This is a genomic window from Streptococcus sp. FSL E2-3494 (assembly GCF_038007085.1).
In the GTDB taxonomy this organism is placed as follows: Bacteria; Bacillota; Bacilli; order Lactobacillales; family Streptococcaceae; genus Streptococcus; species Streptococcus thermophilus.
Genome location: NZ_JBBOWN010000001.1, coordinates 948,186 through 966,364 on the forward strand (window position 1 = coordinate 948,186; position 18,179 = coordinate 966,364).

An 18,179-nucleotide genomic window follows, 5' to 3' on the forward strand; every position below is an offset into this window, starting at 1 on the left:
AAAAGAATTATTTCTCGAATTCAGCTTTTGATTTAGTATCTGCATACTCTTCAGCTATCTCGCTTGAGAGTATGTCATCATAACTTGGTAATTGAATATCCTGACCATATTTGTTACGAAGGGCAGTTGTTACTAAGCGGTAAGCAAGGTTAGCATTACGAGAAAGAATCGGACCATGGAAGTAGCTACCATAAACGTTTTTATAGTGGACACCTTCAGTACCATCTTCCTTGTTATTACCATTACCGTAGACCACTTTACCAAGTGGTTTTTGATCATCGGAAAGGAAGGTGCGACCTTGGTGATTTTCAAAACCATAATAGGTTTCATTGAATTCTTCGTTATGAATCTTGATGTCACCGATGTAGCGGTTATTTTCCTGATTAAGGGTATAGTGGCCCATAACACCGATACCATCAATGCGGACACCGTTGGCTTGGATGTAATATTGTCCGAGAAGTTGGAAACCACCACAAATCGCTAAGATGACTTTGTTATCTTGAATGTATTGATCAATAGCGTCACGTTTTGACGGGAGATCTTTGGCAACGATGGATTGTTCGTAGTCTTGACCACCTCCAAAGAAGACTATGTCGTAGAGCTCCTTGTCGAAGTCGTCGCCAACTGAAACGATATCGAAGGTCATCTTAGCACCAAGCTTTTCCCCCACGTATTTCATCATAAGGACATTGCCATTGTCACCATAAGTATTGAGAAGATTACCGTAAAGGTGGGCAACATTTAGGATATAGGTGTAGTCACGATTTTCTGGCGATTTGAGAGAAGTATAAGTCATTAGTTCATCCCCTTTCCGACAGCATGACGTTGGGCCAGAATATCACGGAATTCAAGCATGGCAGTATAGGACGCTAAGATATAGGCGTGGTCGCAGTCTTGCTTTTCAATTAGGGTCATAATATCTTCGAGTTTTTCTGCTTGTGTAATTTTTTCCTCTGGATAGCCAGTTACACGCAGACGACGGGCAATTTCAGAGTGACGGACACCACCAGCATTAATTTCAGGAATATCCATATCGAGAATGCTTTCAAAGTTGGCATCCCAAATCCAGCTGGTGTCAATACTATCAGCATAGTTGGCATTAAGAAGGACTGACAAGCTAAATGGATAGTCTGCAAGTTTAATCATATCCAGAGCTTGGCTAGCTCCAACTGGATTCTTAATCAGTACGAGAGTACATGATTTATCACCAATTTTAAAGGTTTCTTGGCGTCCAAAGACAGCACGACTCTTATCAAAACCAGCTTTGATTTGCTCTGGCACAACGCCGAAGAATTCAGCGACAGAAACGGCAGCAAGGGCATTATAGATGTTGTAGAGCCCCCCAACGTTAATCTTGTAATCTTGACCGTCAATGATAAATTCAGAAGTGGTGTTGGTGATTTTTGTCAGCTGCGTTAGCTTATAATCTAATTCTGGACGGTGGAAGTCACAGTTAAGGCACACATAGTCACCCAAGTTAGCGTAAGTATTAAGGTGATACTGAAGAATGCTCTCGCACTTAGGACACACAATTCCTTCAGTATTATAGTGTGTAAGCTCTGGCGCATGTTTTTCAGTGTCAAAACCGTAGAAACGTACGGGATTGACTAGCTCTTTAGAATTAAAAAGAGGACTGTCCCCGTTAGCCAAAATAGTTGCCGCTGGCGCCTTAGCAGCACCATCTAAAATCATCTGATAAGTGGTGTAAATTTCACCGTAACGGTCCATTTGGTCACGGAAAATATTTGTGAAGACAAAAAGACTTGGAGTGATATACTCAGTGATTTTTGGAAGGCTAGCTTCATCAATCTCTAAGACAGCGATTTTCTTACCAGATTTAGCTCTTTTAGCAGTTAGAAAGGTGGAAGTAATCCCAGTGATCATGTTGGCTCCACTAGGATTAGTTACAATTTCACCGTAAGCTTCTTTTAGAATACCGACTGTCAAAGCGGTTGTCAGAGTCTTACCGTTGGTACCAGTGACAACGACGATTTCATAATCTTTAGCTAGTGTGTCTAAAATATCTTTATCAAATTTAAGGGCGATTTTTCCTGGGAGGGTTGAGCCACGTCCCAATTTTGAGAGAACAAAGTGACTAGCTTTACCTGCCAAGATACCCATAGTAGTTTTTATAGTCATGGTTTTATTTTATCATAAAAAGTAGTGATTGTAGCCTCAAAATAGTTTGAATTCATGGTATAATAGAAACTGTTAAAAAATTAAAAGAAAGTGTGATAAGTATGGGATTACTTTCGTCCATTGACGTTGATTTTTGGCGGTCACTTTTTGATAGTCCGCTGAGGGTTCTTGTCAATAGTTTGGACATATTGATTGTTGCTTTTGTAATTTATCGGTTTATTAGGGCTCTGAGAGGAACAAAAATCATGACCCTAGTCCAAGGGGTAGTCTTATTTATTTTTGTAAAGATTATCTCTGATTTTATTGGATTCACGACGATTTCTTATTTGATGAATCAAGTCATCAATTATGGTGCTATTGCAGCGGTCGTTATTTTTGCGCCAGAGCTTCGTTCGGCACTTGAGACATTTGGACGGACACCTCAGCATTTTTTGCAAAATAAAGAGGTCAGTTCAGATGAGAAATTGGTTCAGGCCTTTGTCAAGGCCGTCAAGTATATGAGCCCACGTAAGATTGGAGCCTTGGTGTCTATTGAACAAACTCAGACTTTACAAGAACAGATTGCGACAGGGATTCCGCTAGATGCAGTGGTGACTGGGGAACTTCTAATAAATATCTTCATACCAAATACGCCGCTTCATGATGGTGCAGTAATTATAAGAGATAATAAGGTTACAACAGCTTGTTCTTATCTGCCATTATCAGAGTCTAATAAGATTTCCAAAGAATTTGGGACAAGACACAGGGCTGCTATTGGTCTTTCGGAACAAACAGATGCACTAACCTTTGTTGTCTCTGAGGAAACGGGTGCGATTTCCATTGCGTACAAGGGCAATTTTTTGCACGGCCTCTCAGTTCAAGAATTTGAACATGAGTTAAGTCTTATCTTGTTGAAAGAGCAGGAACCACGTCAGTTATTCTTTCAACGTTGGATTGGAGGTGGTGAAAAATGAAGCGTCTAGTAAGATTTTTCACAAATGATCGCTTGTGGCAGATGGTAGTTGCCCTCTTCCTTGCTGTCACACTCTTTTTCACAGCATGGTCGGGGAATACGCAAAATAAAAATAATAGCTCAATTGCATCCAATACTTTCACGCAAACCGTTGAGTCGGTACCTGTGGATATCAAATACGATAGTGATAAGTACTTTGTCAGTGGCTATTCCTATGATGCTGAGGTCTATCTAACAGCGACGACACAATTAGCCTTGACAACTGAAACAACAAGTGACACACGTCATTTTAAGTTGGTTGCAGATTTATCAAATTTTGGCCCAGGGACAAGTCATGTTCCTATTCAGGTTAAGAATTTACCGGATGGAATGTCTGCCCAAGTATCACCATCGACCTTGACAGCAACCATAGGTAAAAAAGCTAGTAAGACATTTGATGTAGTTGCAAATATCACACCGGATAAGTTGGCTAATGGCTATGAAGTGAAAAAGGTTAGCTTGGATGAAACCAAGGTAGAGGTGACCTCAAGTGAGGATATCATCAATCAAATTGATCACGTTCAAGCAGTCTTGGAAGGCGATGACAACTTGTCTGATGATTATGATGGTAACTTGGTTCTTCAAGCAGTTTCGTCTAATGGAACGATTTTAGCTAGTTCAATTTCCCCAGCTAAGGTTCATGCCAAGATTAGTTTGAGAAAATTGAGTAAATCAGTTCCAGTTAAGATAGAGTTGACTGGCGATAAGGCTAGCAATGTGTCTAGTATCAGTTATAGTTTTGATCGTGGTCATGTGACCATTGTTGGTAGTCAAGAAGACATGGATAAAATTGATAGCATCACAGTCCCTGTAGACATTAGCCAAGTAACTAAAGATACATCGAAAACCTTAGAGCTAAAAGCAGAAGGTGTCACAGTGCAGCCAAGTACTTTGAAGGTTAACTTGAAAGTCACGCAAAAGTGAGGGAGTTACATTTTCATCAAATTGAGATATAATAGATTGGGTTGAGAGGAGTAGTATCATAATAATGTAACCAATTAATAATATTTTAAAACAAGGGTTGAACATATTGGTGCAATCTTATACAGCTAGATTATCTAGATAGGTTCACTAGATTAGATTGACTCTTGCTAAATGGCATCAAAGTTTAAGGAGGATTTAGTGCACAGGCACTAATAGTAAATTTATGGGTAAATATTTTGGAACAGACGGTGTTCGTGGAGAGGCAAACGTTGAGCTTACGCCTGAATTGGCTTTTAAATTAGGTCGTTTTGGTGGTTATGTGCTTAGTCAACATGAAACTGGCCGTCCTAAAGTTTTTGTGGCTCGTGATACACGTATTTCTGGTGAGATGTTAGAATCTGCTTTGGTAGCGGGACTTCTCTCAGTAGGTATCGAAGTCTATAAACTTGGGGTACTTGCGACACCAGGTGTATCATACTTGGTACGTACAGAAAATGCTAGTGCTGGTGTAATGATTTCAGCTAGTCACAATCCAGCACTTGATAATGGAATCAAGTTCTTTGGTGGAGATGGCTTTAAATTAGATGATGCACGTGAAGCGGAAATTGAAGCTCTCCTAGATGCCGCAGAAGATACTCTTCCACGCCCATCAGCTGAAGGACTTGGAACGCTTGTCGATTATCCAGAAGGTCTTCGTAAATACGAAAAATTCTTGGTGACTACTGGTCTTGACCTCAGTGGTATGAAGGTTGCCTTGGATGCTGCTAACGGTGCGGCTGCGGTATCTGCTCGTAACATTTTCCTTGACTTGAATGCAGAAATCGCTGTTATTGGTGATCAACCTGATGGCCTTAATATCAATGCTGGTGTAGGTTCTACACGTCCAGAGCAATTGCAGGCCTTAGTTAGAGAATCTGGTTCAGCAATCGGTCTTGCCTTTGATGGTGACAGTGACCGTCTCATTGCCGTTGATGAAAATGGCGATATTGTCGATGGTGACAAGGTGATGTATATCATTGGTAAATACTTGTCTCAAAAAGGTGAGTTAGCTAAAAACACCATTGTTACAACAGTTATGTCAAACCTTGGTTTCCACAAGGCTCTCGACCGTGAAGGTATTAACAAGGCTGTGACTGCTGTTGGTGATCGTTACGTTGTTGAAGAAATGCGTAAAAACGGTTATAATCTTGGTGGCGAACAGTCTGGTCACGTTATTATCATGGATTACAATACAACTGGTGATGGTCAATTGACAGCTATCCAATTGACTAAAGTAATGGTTGAAACAGGTAAGAGCTTGTCTGAATTGGCAGCAGAAGTAACCATTTACCCTCAAAAATTGGTTAATATCCGTGTGGAAAATAGCATGAAAGATAAAGCTATGGACGTTCCTGCAATTGCCGCTATCATTGAAAAAATGGAAGCTGAGATGGCTGGTAATGGACGTATCTTGGTTCGTCCAAGTGGCACAGAGCCTCTCCTTCGTGTTATGGCAGAAGCACCAACAGATGATGAAGTGAACTACTATGTCGATACTATTGCCGATGTTGTTCGTGCAGAAATTGGTTTGGACTAAGTATGCTAGCTAAACTCAGAGGCTTTATGGCTACCGAAGTTTTCAAATATCTCTTCTTTGGGGTTTTGGCAACTTTGGTTTACATGGTTAGTCGTACCTTGATTTTTCAGTTGACCAAACAAGGGACCCTCTCGGCTGTCCTGGCCAATGCGATTGCCATTATCTTTGCCTTTTTTACAAATGACATCTTTGTCTTTAATCAGGAAACGGCAGGTATGGCCACGCGCTTTGTTAAGTTCGTAGGAGCCCGCCTTTTGACCTTGGTCTTGGATTTGGCATTAGCCTATTTCTTGGTAGATACTTATCCAGAGATTATTGGTCAATTTGTTGGCCATAGTCAGGCATGGGTAAATGGTATCGAGAGCCTATTTGCTCAGGTCCTTATCATTGTGTTGAACTATATTATTTCAAAATTCTTCGTCTTTACGGACGAAAAAGTATAATCAAAAAGGAAGTTGTTAGGAAATATGTTAAAAGCGTTTCTTACCGACCTCCTTTTTTGATATAATTGAAGAGACTTAAAAAATAGAAAGATGAAACATGTACGTACAATTATCTCAACGTCTCAAGGACGTAGCAACCTACGTTCCTAAAGGCGCAAAACTCTTGGATGTAGGAAGTGATCATGCCTATCTTCCAATTTATCTACTTGAAAAGGGCTTGATTACTTCAGCCATTGCTGGCGAAGTGGTAAAGGGTCCTTATGAATCAGCTCTCGCAAATGTCTCAGCTTCTGGTTTCAATGATAAAATCGACGTGCGCTTGGCGAATGGCTTAGCTGCCTTTGAGCCTTATGATGCCGTTACAACTATCACGATTTGTGGTATGGGGGGACGTCTTATTGCGGATATTCTTGATGCTGGAAAGGACAAACTTAAGGACGTAGACCGTCTGATTTTGCAACCAAATAATCGGGAAGATGATCTCCGTATCTGGTTGATGGAAAATGGTTTTACTATTGTTGCAGAAGCCATTATGACTGAAAATGGCAAATATTACGAAATCATAGTGGCAGAAGCTGGTCAAATGAACCTTTCAGAGAGGGAGATTCGCTTTGGCCCTCATCTTATGAAAGAGCAGTCTCAGGTTTTCCAGCTCAAATGGCAACGTGAAATTAATAAATTAGAGATTGCCTTGGGGTCTATTCCCCTTGCCAATCAGGATGACCGTGCAATTCTTGAAGAAAAAATTCAAACCATTAAGGAGGTTTTGGACCATGTTAGCTAGTGATCTTATCAAGTCTTATGAAAGCTTTTGTCCACCGGAACTTTCCATGGAAGGTGATGTGGTTGGCTTACAAATTGGCAGTCTGGATAAGGAGATTCAGAAGGTCATGGTTACTTTGGATGTTCGTGAGAATACAGTAGCTGAAGTCATTGAAAAAGGTGTGGACCTTATCATTGCTAAGCATGCACCTATTTTCCGTCCTGTAAAGGATTTGGTGTCGTCACCGGACCGTGATATTTTGCTTGATCTAGTTAAGCACGACATTGCTGTCTATGTCAGTCATACCAATATTGATGTCGTTGATGAAGGTCTTAATGATTGGTTCTGCGAGTTACTTGACATTAAGGATACCACTTATTTAACAGAGACTGCTGAAAATCAAGGAATCGGTCGAGTGGGTGATATTGTGCCACAGACCATTGAAGATCTTGCTCTTAAAGTCAAGTCTGCTTTTGGTTTAGATAGTGTTCGACTGGTTCGTTATAATCATGACAATCCTCTTGTTAACCGTGTGGCTATTTGCGGTGGTAGTGGTCAAGGATTTTACAAGGATGCTCTGAAAAAGGGAGCACAGGTTTTTATCACGGGAGATATTTATTACCATACGGGTCAAGAGATGATTACTAATGGCCTCTTGGCTATTGACCCCGGTCACCATATCGAAGCCCTCTTTGTCTCAAAGATTGCTGAGAAACTTGAGGTCTGGAAACGTGAGCATAATTGGCATGTGACGATACTTGAAAGTCAGTCGTCAACAAATCCTTTTGATCATTTGTAGGTGGATTTGTTTATGACTTGGTTTTTACATCAAAATGTTGTTTTCTTAGCTTTTCTTGCCGGTCTCTTTACCTGGGGATGTACTATTGTTGGCTCAGCCATAGTTTTCTTCTTCAAGAATATTAGCCGTAAATTGCAAGACATCATGATGGGCTTTGCGGTTGGTGTCATGATTGCAGCCTCTTTTTGGTCCGCTACTGGCTCCTTCTTTGGCTTATGCTAGTCAAAATGGATATGGTAAATTGTCATGGTTTCCCGCAGCAGCTGGATTCTTACTTGGTGGTGTTGCCCTTCGTTTGATTGATGCTGTCGTCCCTCACTTGCATTTGGAAAATGATATTTCAAAAGCGGAAGGAATTCAGCCTCGTAAGAAAAAATTATCAAAAACTGCCCTACTTTTTTTGGCTATTACCATTCATAACTTTCCAGAAGGATTGGCAGTCGGGGTTACCTTTGGTGCCTTGGCAGGTGGTAATATGACACTCGCTGGTCTTATGGGAGCTATTGGTCTGGCTATCGGGATTGGTTTGCAAAATGTTCCTGAAGGTGCAGCCCTTTCTATTCCTATTAGAGCAGATGCTAAATCTCGAATCAAGGCTTTCTATGTGGGTTCTATGTCAGCTATCGTGGAGCCTATCGGAGCTATCATGGGAGCTGCTCTTGTTATGTGGATGATGGCTATTATTCCTTATGCCTTGGCCTTTGCAGCAGGTGCCATGATTTTTGTGGTAACAGAGGAATTGATTCCTGAATCACAGGCAAATGGTAATACTGACATGGCAACTTTGGGACTTATGGTTGGCTTTGTAGTCATGATGGTTATGGATGTGGCCTTGGGATAAATGATTAATGATGAGCTGTTCCTGTATGTATAGGTCTCAGCTCTTTTCAAATAGACGGAGTTAGAGATGAAAATTGCAATTGTTGGAGCAGGTATTGTCGGTTCAACGGCTGCCTATTACTTATCAAAAGAAAAAGACGTAGAGGTTACTGTTTTTGACCATGGTCCTGGACAAGCAACCAAGGCAGCTGCGGGGATCATCAGCCCCTGGTTTTCTAAACGCCGAAATAAAGCTTGGTATCGCATGGCTCGTTTGGGAGCTGATTTTTACCAAGAGTTAACTTCAAATCTTGAAAATGATGGTTATGACACGAGTTTTTATGATCAGTCTGGTGTGGTCCTTCTCAAGAAAGATGATGGTAAATTGGACGGTTTGTATCAGTATGCTGAAACTAGGTTAGAAGAGTCACCTATTATTGGTGAACTCTCTATAAAAAACGCCGATGAACTCCCTAAATTCACTGGATTTGACCGTTGTCTCTATGCTTCTGGTGGAGCCAGAGTTGAGGGGGCAGAACTGACAGCTACTTTGATTGAGGCCTCTGGTTTTGAAAAGCTAGAGGGGCTAGTTACACTCTCTTCTCTTGATAATGAGACTTATGAGATTAATGCTCAAACTTTTGATAAAGTCATTCTTTCTTGTGGTGCCTGGCTAGGTCAAACGCTTGAACCCCTTGGTTTTGAAGTGGGTGTTCGACCCCAAAAGGGTCAATTACGAGATTATTTCTTTGAGGGTTTAGATACTGGTAAGTTACCTGTTCTGATGCCAGAGGGTGAGTTAGATATCATACCTTTTGCGGGTGGAAAGATCTCGGTAGGGGCCAGTCACGAAAATGATAAAGGCTTTGATTTGACGGTTGATGAAGTTGTTTTAGAAGGTCTGGAGGAGGAGGCTAAGATCTATTTTCCTGACTTAAGTACTGCTAAGTCCTTCTCTGAACGTGTGGGAACTAGAGCATATACCAGTGACTTTTCTCCTTTCTTTGGAGAAGTTCCAGAGCTTAAAAACGTCTTCGTAGCTTCAGGTCTAGGCTCCTCTGGTCTTACAACTGGCCCACTTATTGGAAAAAATCTAGTTGATTTGGTTATGAATCGCTCTGGTAGCTTGGACAGTACTGATTATCCAGTGACTCAGTACGTTAAGAAAAAAGATCAATAGTTGTAAAGCCCCTCAACATATTAAAATTTAAGAAAAGAATGACAATCACTATTTTTAATAGAAATAGTGCAAAAAAGGATTTCATTCGAAATTCTTATTCCATTTGATTAAGAAAATGGACAGCCTTGATTTTCTTAATGAAAGCTTAAGAGGATAGGATTTATCGTGACAAGGAGCCTAAAAAATGCTAAAATAATAGTAATATATTAAGGAAAAAAAGGAGCCTTCCTATGAAAGGTATTATTCTTGCAGGCGGTTCAGGGACACGTTTGTATCCACTGACACGTGCTGCATCCAAACAACTGATGCCGATTTACGATAAACCAATGATTTACTACCCATTGTCAACGCTTATGTTGGCTGGAATCAAGGAAATCCTCATCATTTCAACATCACAGGACCTTCCACGTTTTGAAGAACTCCTTGGTGATGGTTCAGAGTTTGGTATTTCCCTTTCCTACGCTGTACAACCAAGTCCAGATGGCTTGGCTCAAGCCTTTATCATAGGCGAAGACTTCATCGGTGATGACAGTGTTGCTCTTGTACTCGGGGACAACATTTTCCATGGCAATGGTCTTTCTGCAATGCTTCAACGTGCTGAAGCTAAGGAAAAAGGCGCAACAGTCTTTGGCTACCAAGTTAAAGACCCAGAACGTTTTGGTGTTGTTGAGTTTGATGATGATATGAATGCCATCTCAATCGAAGAAAAACCAGAACATCCAAAATCAAACTTTGCTGTAACAGGCCTTTATTTTTATGATAATGATGTCGTGGAAATTGCTAAAAATATCAAACCAAGCCCTCGTGGAGAGCTTGAAATCACTGATGTTAACAAGGCCTACTTAGATCGTGGAGATCTTTCTGTTGAGTTGATGGGGCGTGGCTTTGCTTGGTTGGATACAGGCACTCACGAAAGCCTCCTGCAAGCTGCTCAATACATTGAAACGGTTCAACGTTTGCAAAATGTCCAAGTGGCTAACCTTGAGGAAATTGCCTATCGTATGGGCTACATAACTAAAGAAAAGGTCCTCGAATTGTCACAACCGTTTAAGAAGAATGAATACGGACAATATTTGCTCCGTTTGATTGGAGAAGCATAATGACTGAACAATTTTTTGGAAAAGAACTAGCTGTACGTAAGAGTGAAGCCATTCCAGGCTTGCTTGAATTTGATATTCCAGTACATGGAGACAACCGAGGTTGGTTTAAGGAAAACTTCCAAAAAGAAAAAATGTTGCCACTTGGTTTTCCAGAATCATTCTTTGCAGAAGGAAAATTGCAAAACAACGTTTCTTTTTCACGTAAAAATGTTTTGCGTGGTTTGCACGCTGAGCCTTGGGATAAATATATCTCAGTAGCAGATGAAGGAAAGGTTCTTGGAGCATGGGTTGACCTTCGTGAAGGCGAAACTTTTGGGAATACTTACCAAACAGTTATTGATGCCTCGAAAGGAATCTTTGTTCCTCGTGGTGTTGCTAACGGTTTCCAAGTTTTGTCAGATAAGGTTGCATACAGCTATCTTGTGAACGACTACTGGGCACTTGAACTCAAACCAAAATATGCCTTTGTCAACTACGCAGACCCAAGCCTTGATATCAAGTGGGAAAACTTGGAGGAAGCAGAAGTCTCAGAAGCAGATAAAAATCACCCATTTCTCAAAGACGTCAACCCACTAAAATCAGAAGATTTGTAAAAATATAGCTGTTAAAACAATCAAGAAAATTATTATACAGTTTTAAGCCTTGCTATAAACGAGCGAATCGAGCTATATGCTTAGCTTCCCGCCGTGAGAAAAGCACCTGAACTATTTTGTTTCAGGTGTTCGGAAGTTTTGAGAGTAAAACAGTTTGGGGAACTGTTTTAGCCTGAGCCCGGAAATTAAAGGGCGAAAGGGCTCAAAACTAATTGAACATGGGCTGAGGATCGTGTCAAAAAGATAAGTTCTCCTAGAATCGAAAGATTCAGCGTTAAACTTCCTATTTTGACTTTATCCGCAGACGCCCTTTATATCTTGATTTAGTCATGGAACTTCGCAGAAGTTCGTTTACGTCCGTAATCACCTAAGGAAAGCTAAAAAATTGATTTAAGGAACAATCAAAAGTAAAAACTATTTGGAGAAAAAATGACTGAATATAAAAACATCGTCGTAACTGGTGGTGCAGGTTTCATTGGTTCAAACTTCGTACACTATGTCTACAATAATCATCCGGACGTTCATCTGACTGTCCTTGACAAACTCACATACGCTGGTAACCGTGCCAACATTGAAGAAATCCTTGGTGACCGTGTTGAATTAGTTGTTGGTGATATTGCTGATGCTGAATTGGTAGACAAATTGGCTGCTAAAGCGGATGCCATCGTTCACTATGCGGCTGAAAGCCACAATGACAATTCATTGAACGACCCATCGCCATTTATCCACACTAACTTCATTGGTACATACACACTCTTGGAGGCTGCTCGTAAATACGATATTCGTTTCCACCATGTATCAACAGATGAAGTCTATGGTGACCTTCCATTGCGTGAAGATCTCCCTGGACATGGTGAAGGTCCTGGAGAAAAATTCACAGCAGAAACAAAATATAACCCATCATCACCTTACTCATCAACTAAGGCTGCTTCAGACCTTATTGTTAAAGCATGGGTTCGTTCATTTGGTGTTAAAGCAACAATCTCAAACTGCTCAAACAACTATGGACCATACCAACATATTGAAAAATTCATCCCACGTCAAATTACCAATATCTTGTCAGGAATTAAACCAAAACTGTATGGTGATGGTAGAAACGTCCGTGACTGGATTCACACTAATGACCACTCAACCGGTGTTTGGGCCATCCTTACTAAGGGGCGTATCGGTGAAACTTACTTGATTGGTGCTGATGGTGAAAAGAACAACAAGGAAGTTCTTGAGCTCATCCTTGAAAAAATGGGTCAACCAAAAGATGCTTACGACCGTGTGACAGACCGTGCTGGTCACGATTTGCGTTACGCTATTGATTCAACAAAATTGCGTGAAGAACTTGGTTGGGAACCACAATTCACAAACTTCGAATCAGGTTTGGAAGAAACAATTAAGTGGTACACAGATCACCAAGACTGGTGGAAAGCTGAAAAAGAAGCTGTTGAAGCTAACTACGCTAAGACACAAGAAGTACTTAAATAATTGGAAAATCTATCACTTATAAACTAGTGATAGATTTTTCTATTAAGAATTGTTAGGAGAGATATTGAATAGAAAAGAATTGATTGAATATTTTGAAGTGATTAATAATCGTAAGCCACTATTCAGGAGTGTCAGCAGGCCCTTTTAAATGGTGAATTTGTTATGGAAGGAAGACAAGCTAATTTTACCAACAACGGTAAGAATATGACTGAAGAAGCCATGCCTTTATCAAATCAAATGACTGGTCAAATGGTCAATCACCCCTCTGCAAAGCAGCTTGTCTTTGTTAAACAGAAAAAAGTTTAGAAAGAAGACGTTTATAGGTCTTGCCATTGCTTTACTTCTTGTTCTAACAACAAGTCTTGGATTATTTTTATTTTCTTCCAAAGGAACAAACTTGGGTGGTTTGTGGGTAAATAGTAATAATACTGCTTTGGTTTATGACTTAAATGGGAAGAAGTCAAAACTCGTTGTAGGCTATAGGGAAGAAGAAATCAAAGAAATCTCTATTGGTCAGAAAATTAGACAGAAGTTTGAAACAAGCTTAGAAGACGTCAGTGATTCAAAACTAAAAACGATTGCTGATTTTGACAAGAAATACCAATTACAGACAAAAGAGGTTGTATTGGTAAAGACGGAAAGGGGTTGGCTTCTATAATCTAATTCAGAAGGATGGGGCAAACTTTGTTCTAGATTTAACCTTATCAGACCTAGATTACTACGGTTCCAACACCAAAAATTTCAAAAAGAAATGTCTTTTTCACAAGGAAGAGGTTTCAAAAGTTTTTGTTGGAAAATGGAAGACATTTAATTATGAAGATGAATCAAAAGGAGAAGTTACTATCTCTGAAAATGGAGTAATGACTACAGATTCTGATGATATAGATATCTTAATTCTTACACCTTTAAAAGAATATCTGATGGATCAATCAGGCGGAGGTGATAATAGTAAGGTACAAAAAGAGTTTGCTGAAATACAGAAGTCCCTTAAGTCACACGGTTATCAGGCTAAGAGTGTTAACGATATCTACCACGTAGAGAAAGGTTTATACTATTTTGTAGTTGTGAATGGTAGTAAACGCATTATTGTCTCGGAAGATGCTACGATCATCCCTATTCAGGTTATCTTGAAAAAGAAGGTACTCGCTAATATCAGATAAGATAAGGAGTACTTAAATAATAGTCAAGAGTCTATCATTCCTGTGGGAGTGATAGGCTTTTTTGGTTAAAAGGACCTATTAACTTATAACAGAAAGACAAAACATTACAAAAAGTTACAAAATTACAAGGTAGTGTAAAATAAGTTGTGTAAACACAAAAAGGAATAAATCCGTTATAGTAGAGTTGCAAAACATTACTAGAAAGAGATTTATTCCTATGACTCAGTTACCACAGAACTACTTAACTTCCTAGCCCAAAAGCAAGATATTGATGAATTTTTCCGTACTTCTCTTGAAACAGCAATGAATGATCTGCTTCAAGCAGAGTTATCAGCCTTTTTAGGGTATGAACCTTACGATAAATTAGGCTATAATTCTGGGAATAGTCGTAACGGAAGCTATGCACGGAAAATTAGGCTATAATTCTGGGAATAGTCGTAACGGAAGCTATGCACGGAAATTCGAAACCAAATATGGGACTGTTCAGTTGAGTATTCCTAGAGATCGTAATGGGAACTTTAGTCCAGCTTTGCTTCCCGCTTATGGACGTCGAGATGACCACTTGGAAGAGATGGTTATCAAACTCTATCAAACCGGTGTAACGACTCGAGAAATTAGTGATATCATCGAGCGAATGTATGGTCATCACTATAGTCCTGCCACAATTTCTAATATCTCAAAAGCAACTCAGGAGAATGTCGCTACTTTTCATGAGCGAAGCTTAGAAGCCAATTACTCTGTTTTATTTCTTGACGGAACCTATCTCCCCTTAAGACTTGGAACCGTTAGTAAAGAATGTATTCATATCGCACTTGGCATTACACCAGAAGGACAGAAGGCTGTTCTTAGATATGAAATCGCCCCAAATGAAAACAATGCTTCTTGGTCCACCCTGTTAGACAAGCTTCAAAACCAAGGAATCCAACAGGTTTCTCTTGTAGTGACCGATGGCTTCAAGGGGCTTGAAGAGATTATCAATCAGGCTTACCCATTAGCTAAACAACAACGTTGCTTAATTCATATTAGTCGAAATCTAGCTAGTAAAGTGAAACGAGCAGATAGAGCGGTTATTCTGGAGCAATTTAAAACGATTTATCGTGCTGAAAATTTAGAAATGGCAGTGCAAGCTTTAGAGAACTTTATCGCCGAATGGAAACCAAAGTATAGGAAAGTCATGGAAAGTCTGGAGAATACGGATAATCTTTTAACTTTTTATCAGTTTCCCTACCAGATTTGGCATAGTATTTATTCGACAAACCTCATTGAGTCTCTTAACAAAGAAATCAAACGTCAAACGAAAAAGAAGGTCCTTTTTCCTAACGAGGAGGCTCTGGAACGTTATTTAGTTACCCTGTTTGAAGATTATAATTTCAAGCAAAATCAACGCATCCATAAAGGGTTTGGCCAATGTGCTGACACACTTGAAAGCTTATTTGATTAACATTCTTCAACTCTACTTGAGTGTTTACACATAATTATTGACAGTATCAATTACAAACAACGCTTGAATTTTATAATATAATATACATACAGAAAAAAGGTTTATGAAAATAAAAAGTATAGTTATCCATGTTTGTTTACTTGTTTTGTTATCTGTAGCTTTTTCTGGGGCTCTTATCGGATGTGGCTTCAAGTCAGAAAAAAGGCACTACATCATCATCTACAACTTCAACTTCTAAAGTAGTAAAGTCATCAGCAAAGACAAAAACTACTGAAAGGAAATCTGCTAAAAAGGCCAAGACCTAGCAAGTGATTCTGAATCTAGCTCAGTAAAAGAAATCAAGCTACAGCTGTAACTGATACTCAATCAGGAACAAGTAGTAGTGCTACTACTGAGTCAAATAAGTCTGGCCAAGTAACACCTGATACCCAAAGTGACTCTCATGTTCCATCAGCCTTGGTTGGAACCTGGACTGGTATGAGTCCTCAAGCAACAGATATTAGTTTTACAGTTGATGCTGATGAAAACATTACTTCAAAGGAAAATTTTAATGTCGCTTACGAACCCTATTGTCAAAGTTTTATAACTGCAAAAGCTGTACAGATTTCTGGTAATTTCTACGTTTAGTAAGGTGGCAATTACTCTCTGGCCTTACTGGAATGGGGGGATCTGGTTTCCAAGTTAAGCCTAGTTTTATTCTTGAAAATATCACATACACACCAGTTCAAGTTATCTCTGATTTGGGACCAACCTTTGATTATAGCCACTACAATGCTTTTCCATTTTCATTAACAAAATGAAGTAAAGAAGCTATCTGGAGAGATGGCTTCTTTTTTGCGTCAAACTCTTCTTTTTCAAGGTCTCATTTCTGCTAAAAAATGGTAGAATAGTTACATGCAAACAAAACCAACATCAGCTTATGTGCACATCCCATTTTGCACACAGATTTGTTATTATTGTGACTTTTCCAAGGTATTTATTAAAAATCAGCCCGTTGATGACTACCTACGGGCTTTGATTCGTGAGTGGGAGCTTTCAGATATCAAGGAGCTTCGTACCCTTTATATTGGTGGGGGGACACCCACAGCTATTTCTGCTGAGCAATTGGACTACCTTTTAAGTCATCTTCAGAAGAACTTGGATTTATCAAAGCTGGAGGAGTTTACCATTGAGGCCAATCCTGGTGATTTGACGGTTGATAAAATTGAAGTACTAAAAAAATCTGCTGTTAATCGGGTATCTCTAGGGGTTCAGACTTTTGATGACAAACACTTGCGTCAAATTGGTCGCAGTCACAATCAAGCACAGATTTATGAAAGCATTGATAGCTTGAAGTCTGCTAGTTTCCATAATATTTCCATTGACCTCATTTATGCTCTGCCTGGTCAAACTATGGACCAAGTCAAGGAAAATGTGAGAAAGGCACTGGAACTGGATATTCCACATCTAAGTCTCTACAGTTTGATATTGGAACATCACACGGTCTTTATGAATAAGATGCGTCGGGGTAAGCTCAATCTACCCACTGAGGACTTGGAAGTAGAGATGTTTGACTATATTATCCAAGAGTTGGAAAAAAATGGTTTTGAGCACTACGAGATTTCTAACTTTACCAAACCCGGGATGGAGAGCCGACATAATCTCATGTATTGGAATAATGATGAATACTATGGAGTGGGTGCTGGGGCCTCTGGTTATGTGAATGGTGTTCGTTACCGTAATCGAGGACCGATCCAACATTACCTAAAGGCTATAGCTGAGGATGGTCATGCTAGACTCAATGAAGAACATCTGACTAAGGTAGAGATGATGGAGGAGGAGTTTTTCCTTGGTTTACGTAAAAAGTCGGGTGTGTCTATCAAACGGTTTGAAGAGAAGTTTGGTATGTCATTTGCGGATACTTATGGAGACATTGTGGAAAAACTACAGGCAGATGGTCTCTTGGTCAAGGATCCAGAGGTTGTTCGTATGACGAAACGTGGACTCTTTCTGGGGGATAGTGTCGCTGAGCAATTTATCTTGGAGGATTAGATGGGATTAAAATTTAGCATTCCTTATCAGATTCCGTTTTATGAGACGGACATCACACATCATGTGAAATTGCCACACTTATTGGCTTTTTCACTGCAAGTCTCTGGCATGCAGTCAGAATCTCTGGGTAATACGGATAAGGACGTTTTTGATAATTACGGTCTTGTTTGGATTGTGACAGACTATGCTATTGAGATTGACCGTTTGCCTCGCTACAATGAAAAAGTAACCATTACAACGGAAGCCATTTCCTATAATAAGATTTTCTGTTACCGTAATTTTTATATCACAGATGAGGCTGGTCAGCAAATTATGCTCTTTAAGACTACCTTTGCCCTCATGGATTATGAAACGCGTAAGGTAGCGGAGGTGCCAGATGAGGTGGTAGCACCTTATGGAGCAGATAAGATTAAAAAGTTGCTTCGAGGTCCTCACTATAAGACTTTGGAAAATCCGCTTGAGATCTTATACCGTGTACGCTATTTTGACCTGGACATGAATGGACACGTTAATAATAGTAAGTACTTAGAGTGGATGTTGGATGTTTTCGATTTGGACTTTTTGACCGAGTACACACCAGCCCATATTGATCTCAAGTACGTTAAAGAAATCCATCATGGCTCAAAAATTTATTCTGGCTATGAGTTTGACCAAGGCAGTTTGAGCAGTCAACACCAGATTTGTGTTGATGGTAATGTTCATGCCCAGGCCATTATTCAATGGAAAGAAATAGGAGACGAGTAA

General features: G+C 39.8%; 17 protein-coding genes and 3 pseudogenes. 18 read left to right on the forward strand and 2 right to left on the reverse strand.

The annotated features are described in order from the left end of the window. Positions 1 to 7: 7 nt before the first annotated feature. Both gatD and murT read right to left on the reverse strand, forming a co-directional pair. Positions 8 to 796: a lipid II isoglutaminyl synthase subunit GatD gene (gene gatD, locus NST05_RS04920; protein WP_011226159.1), complete on the reverse strand. Its 789-nt coding sequence runs from the start codon at positions 794 to 796 to the stop codon at positions 8 to 10. Next, on the reverse strand, positions 796 to 2,139 hold the full coding sequence (gene murT, locus NST05_RS04925) for a lipid II isoglutaminyl synthase subunit MurT (protein ID WP_084828897.1): 1,344 nt from the start codon (positions 2,137 to 2,139) through the stop codon (positions 796 to 798). The genes gatD and murT overlap by 1 nt, the downstream gene beginning before the upstream one ends. A gap of 101 nt (positions 2,140 to 2,240) precedes the next feature. Between murT and cdaA the strand changes: the two genes are divergently transcribed. The 18 genes and pseudogenes from cdaA to NST05_RS05015 all read left to right on the forward strand — a co-directional run bounded on the left by cdaA (position 2,241) and on the right by NST05_RS05015 (position 18,179). Further along, complete coding sequence (gene cdaA, locus NST05_RS04930; protein ID WP_084825642.1) at positions 2,241 to 3,092, forward strand: diadenylate cyclase CdaA; 852 nt, start codon at positions 2,241 to 2,243, stop codon at positions 3,090 to 3,092. Continuing rightward, the gene (locus tag NST05_RS04935) at positions 3,089 to 4,054 is read left to right on the forward strand and encodes a CdaR family protein (protein WP_084828896.1); all 966 of its coding nucleotides are present in this window, start codon (positions 3,089 to 3,091) and stop codon (positions 4,052 to 4,054) included. The genes cdaA and NST05_RS04935 overlap by 4 nt, the downstream gene beginning before the upstream one ends. Positions 4,055 to 4,277: 223 nt before the next feature. Further along, positions 4,278 to 5,630, forward strand: a complete 1,353-nt coding sequence (glmM, locus tag NST05_RS04940; protein WP_084828895.1) for a phosphoglucosamine mutase — start codon at positions 4,278 to 4,280, stop codon at positions 5,628 to 5,630. 2 nt (positions 5,631 to 5,632) lie between these two features. Further along, on the forward strand, positions 5,633 to 6,073 hold the full coding sequence (locus tag NST05_RS04945) for a GtrA family protein (RefSeq protein ID WP_002951076.1): 441 nt from the start codon (positions 5,633 to 5,635) through the stop codon (positions 6,071 to 6,073). Between the two features lie 97 nt (positions 6,074 to 6,170). Further along, the gene (locus tag NST05_RS04950; protein WP_084828894.1) at positions 6,171 to 6,857 is read left to right on the forward strand and encodes a tRNA (adenine(22)-N(1))-methyltransferase; all 687 of its coding nucleotides are present in this window, start codon (positions 6,171 to 6,173) and stop codon (positions 6,855 to 6,857) included. Next, positions 6,847 to 7,635, forward strand: coding sequence for a Nif3-like dinuclear metal center hexameric protein (locus tag NST05_RS04955; RefSeq protein ID WP_011226154.1), 789 nt, complete (start codon positions 6,847 to 6,849; stop codon positions 7,633 to 7,635). Before NST05_RS04950 ends, NST05_RS04955 begins: the two co-directional genes overlap by 11 nt. Before the next feature lie 12 nt (positions 7,636 to 7,647). Beyond that, positions 7,648 to 8,476: pseudogene (locus NST05_RS04960) on the forward strand (ZIP family metal transporter). A gap of 66 nt (positions 8,477 to 8,542) precedes the next feature. Next, positions 8,543 to 9,634 (forward strand): NAD(P)/FAD-dependent oxidoreductase, encoded by a 1,092-nt coding sequence (locus NST05_RS04965; RefSeq protein WP_084828893.1) that lies wholly within the window; start codon positions 8,543 to 8,545, stop codon positions 9,632 to 9,634. Between the two features lie 230 nt (positions 9,635 to 9,864). Further along, positions 9,865 to 10,734 (forward strand): glucose-1-phosphate thymidylyltransferase RfbA, encoded by an 870-nt coding sequence (gene rfbA, locus NST05_RS04970; protein WP_084828892.1) that lies wholly within the window; start codon positions 9,865 to 9,867, stop codon positions 10,732 to 10,734. Next, positions 10,734 to 11,327, forward strand: coding sequence for a dTDP-4-dehydrorhamnose 3,5-epimerase family protein (locus NST05_RS04975; protein ID WP_084828891.1), 594 nt, complete (start codon positions 10,734 to 10,736; stop codon positions 11,325 to 11,327). The genes rfbA and NST05_RS04975 overlap by 1 nt, the downstream gene beginning before the upstream one ends. A 429-nt stretch (positions 11,328 to 11,756) precedes the next feature. After that, a complete protein-coding gene (rfbB, locus tag NST05_RS04980) occupies positions 11,757 to 12,803 on the forward strand; it encodes a dTDP-glucose 4,6-dehydratase (RefSeq protein ID WP_084828890.1) in 1,047 nt (348 codons plus the stop codon). A gap of 162 nt (positions 12,804 to 12,965) precedes the next feature. Further along, positions 12,966 to 13,109 (forward strand): hypothetical protein, encoded by a 144-nt coding sequence (locus NST05_RS04985; protein ID WP_223899688.1) that lies wholly within the window; start codon positions 12,966 to 12,968, stop codon positions 13,107 to 13,109. Continuing rightward, a complete protein-coding gene (locus NST05_RS04990) occupies positions 13,087 to 13,461 on the forward strand; it encodes a hypothetical protein (protein ID WP_232693823.1) in 375 nt (124 codons plus the stop codon). Before NST05_RS04985 ends, NST05_RS04990 begins: the two co-directional genes overlap by 23 nt. Positions 13,462 to 13,663: 202 nt before the next feature. Further along, positions 13,664 to 13,963, forward strand: coding sequence for a hypothetical protein (locus NST05_RS04995; RefSeq protein WP_084828888.1), 300 nt, complete (start codon positions 13,664 to 13,666; stop codon positions 13,961 to 13,963). A 207-nt stretch (positions 13,964 to 14,170) separates the two neighbouring features. Further along, positions 14,171 to 15,404 (forward strand): annotated as a pseudogene (locus NST05_RS05000) (IS256 family transposase). A 103-nt stretch (positions 15,405 to 15,507) separates the two neighbouring features. Next, positions 15,508 to 16,204, forward strand: a pseudogene (locus NST05_RS11055) (hypothetical protein). A gap of 94 nt (positions 16,205 to 16,298) precedes the next feature. Next, positions 16,299 to 17,435 carry a radical SAM family heme chaperone HemW gene (hemW, locus tag NST05_RS05010; RefSeq protein ID WP_084828887.1) on the forward strand — a complete coding sequence of 379 codons (1,137 nt, stop codon included), beginning with the start codon at positions 16,299 to 16,301 and terminating at the stop codon, positions 17,433 to 17,435. After that, on the forward strand, positions 17,436 to 18,179 hold the full coding sequence (locus tag NST05_RS05015) for an acyl-ACP thioesterase domain-containing protein (RefSeq protein WP_084828886.1): 744 nt from the start codon (positions 17,436 to 17,438) through the stop codon (positions 18,177 to 18,179).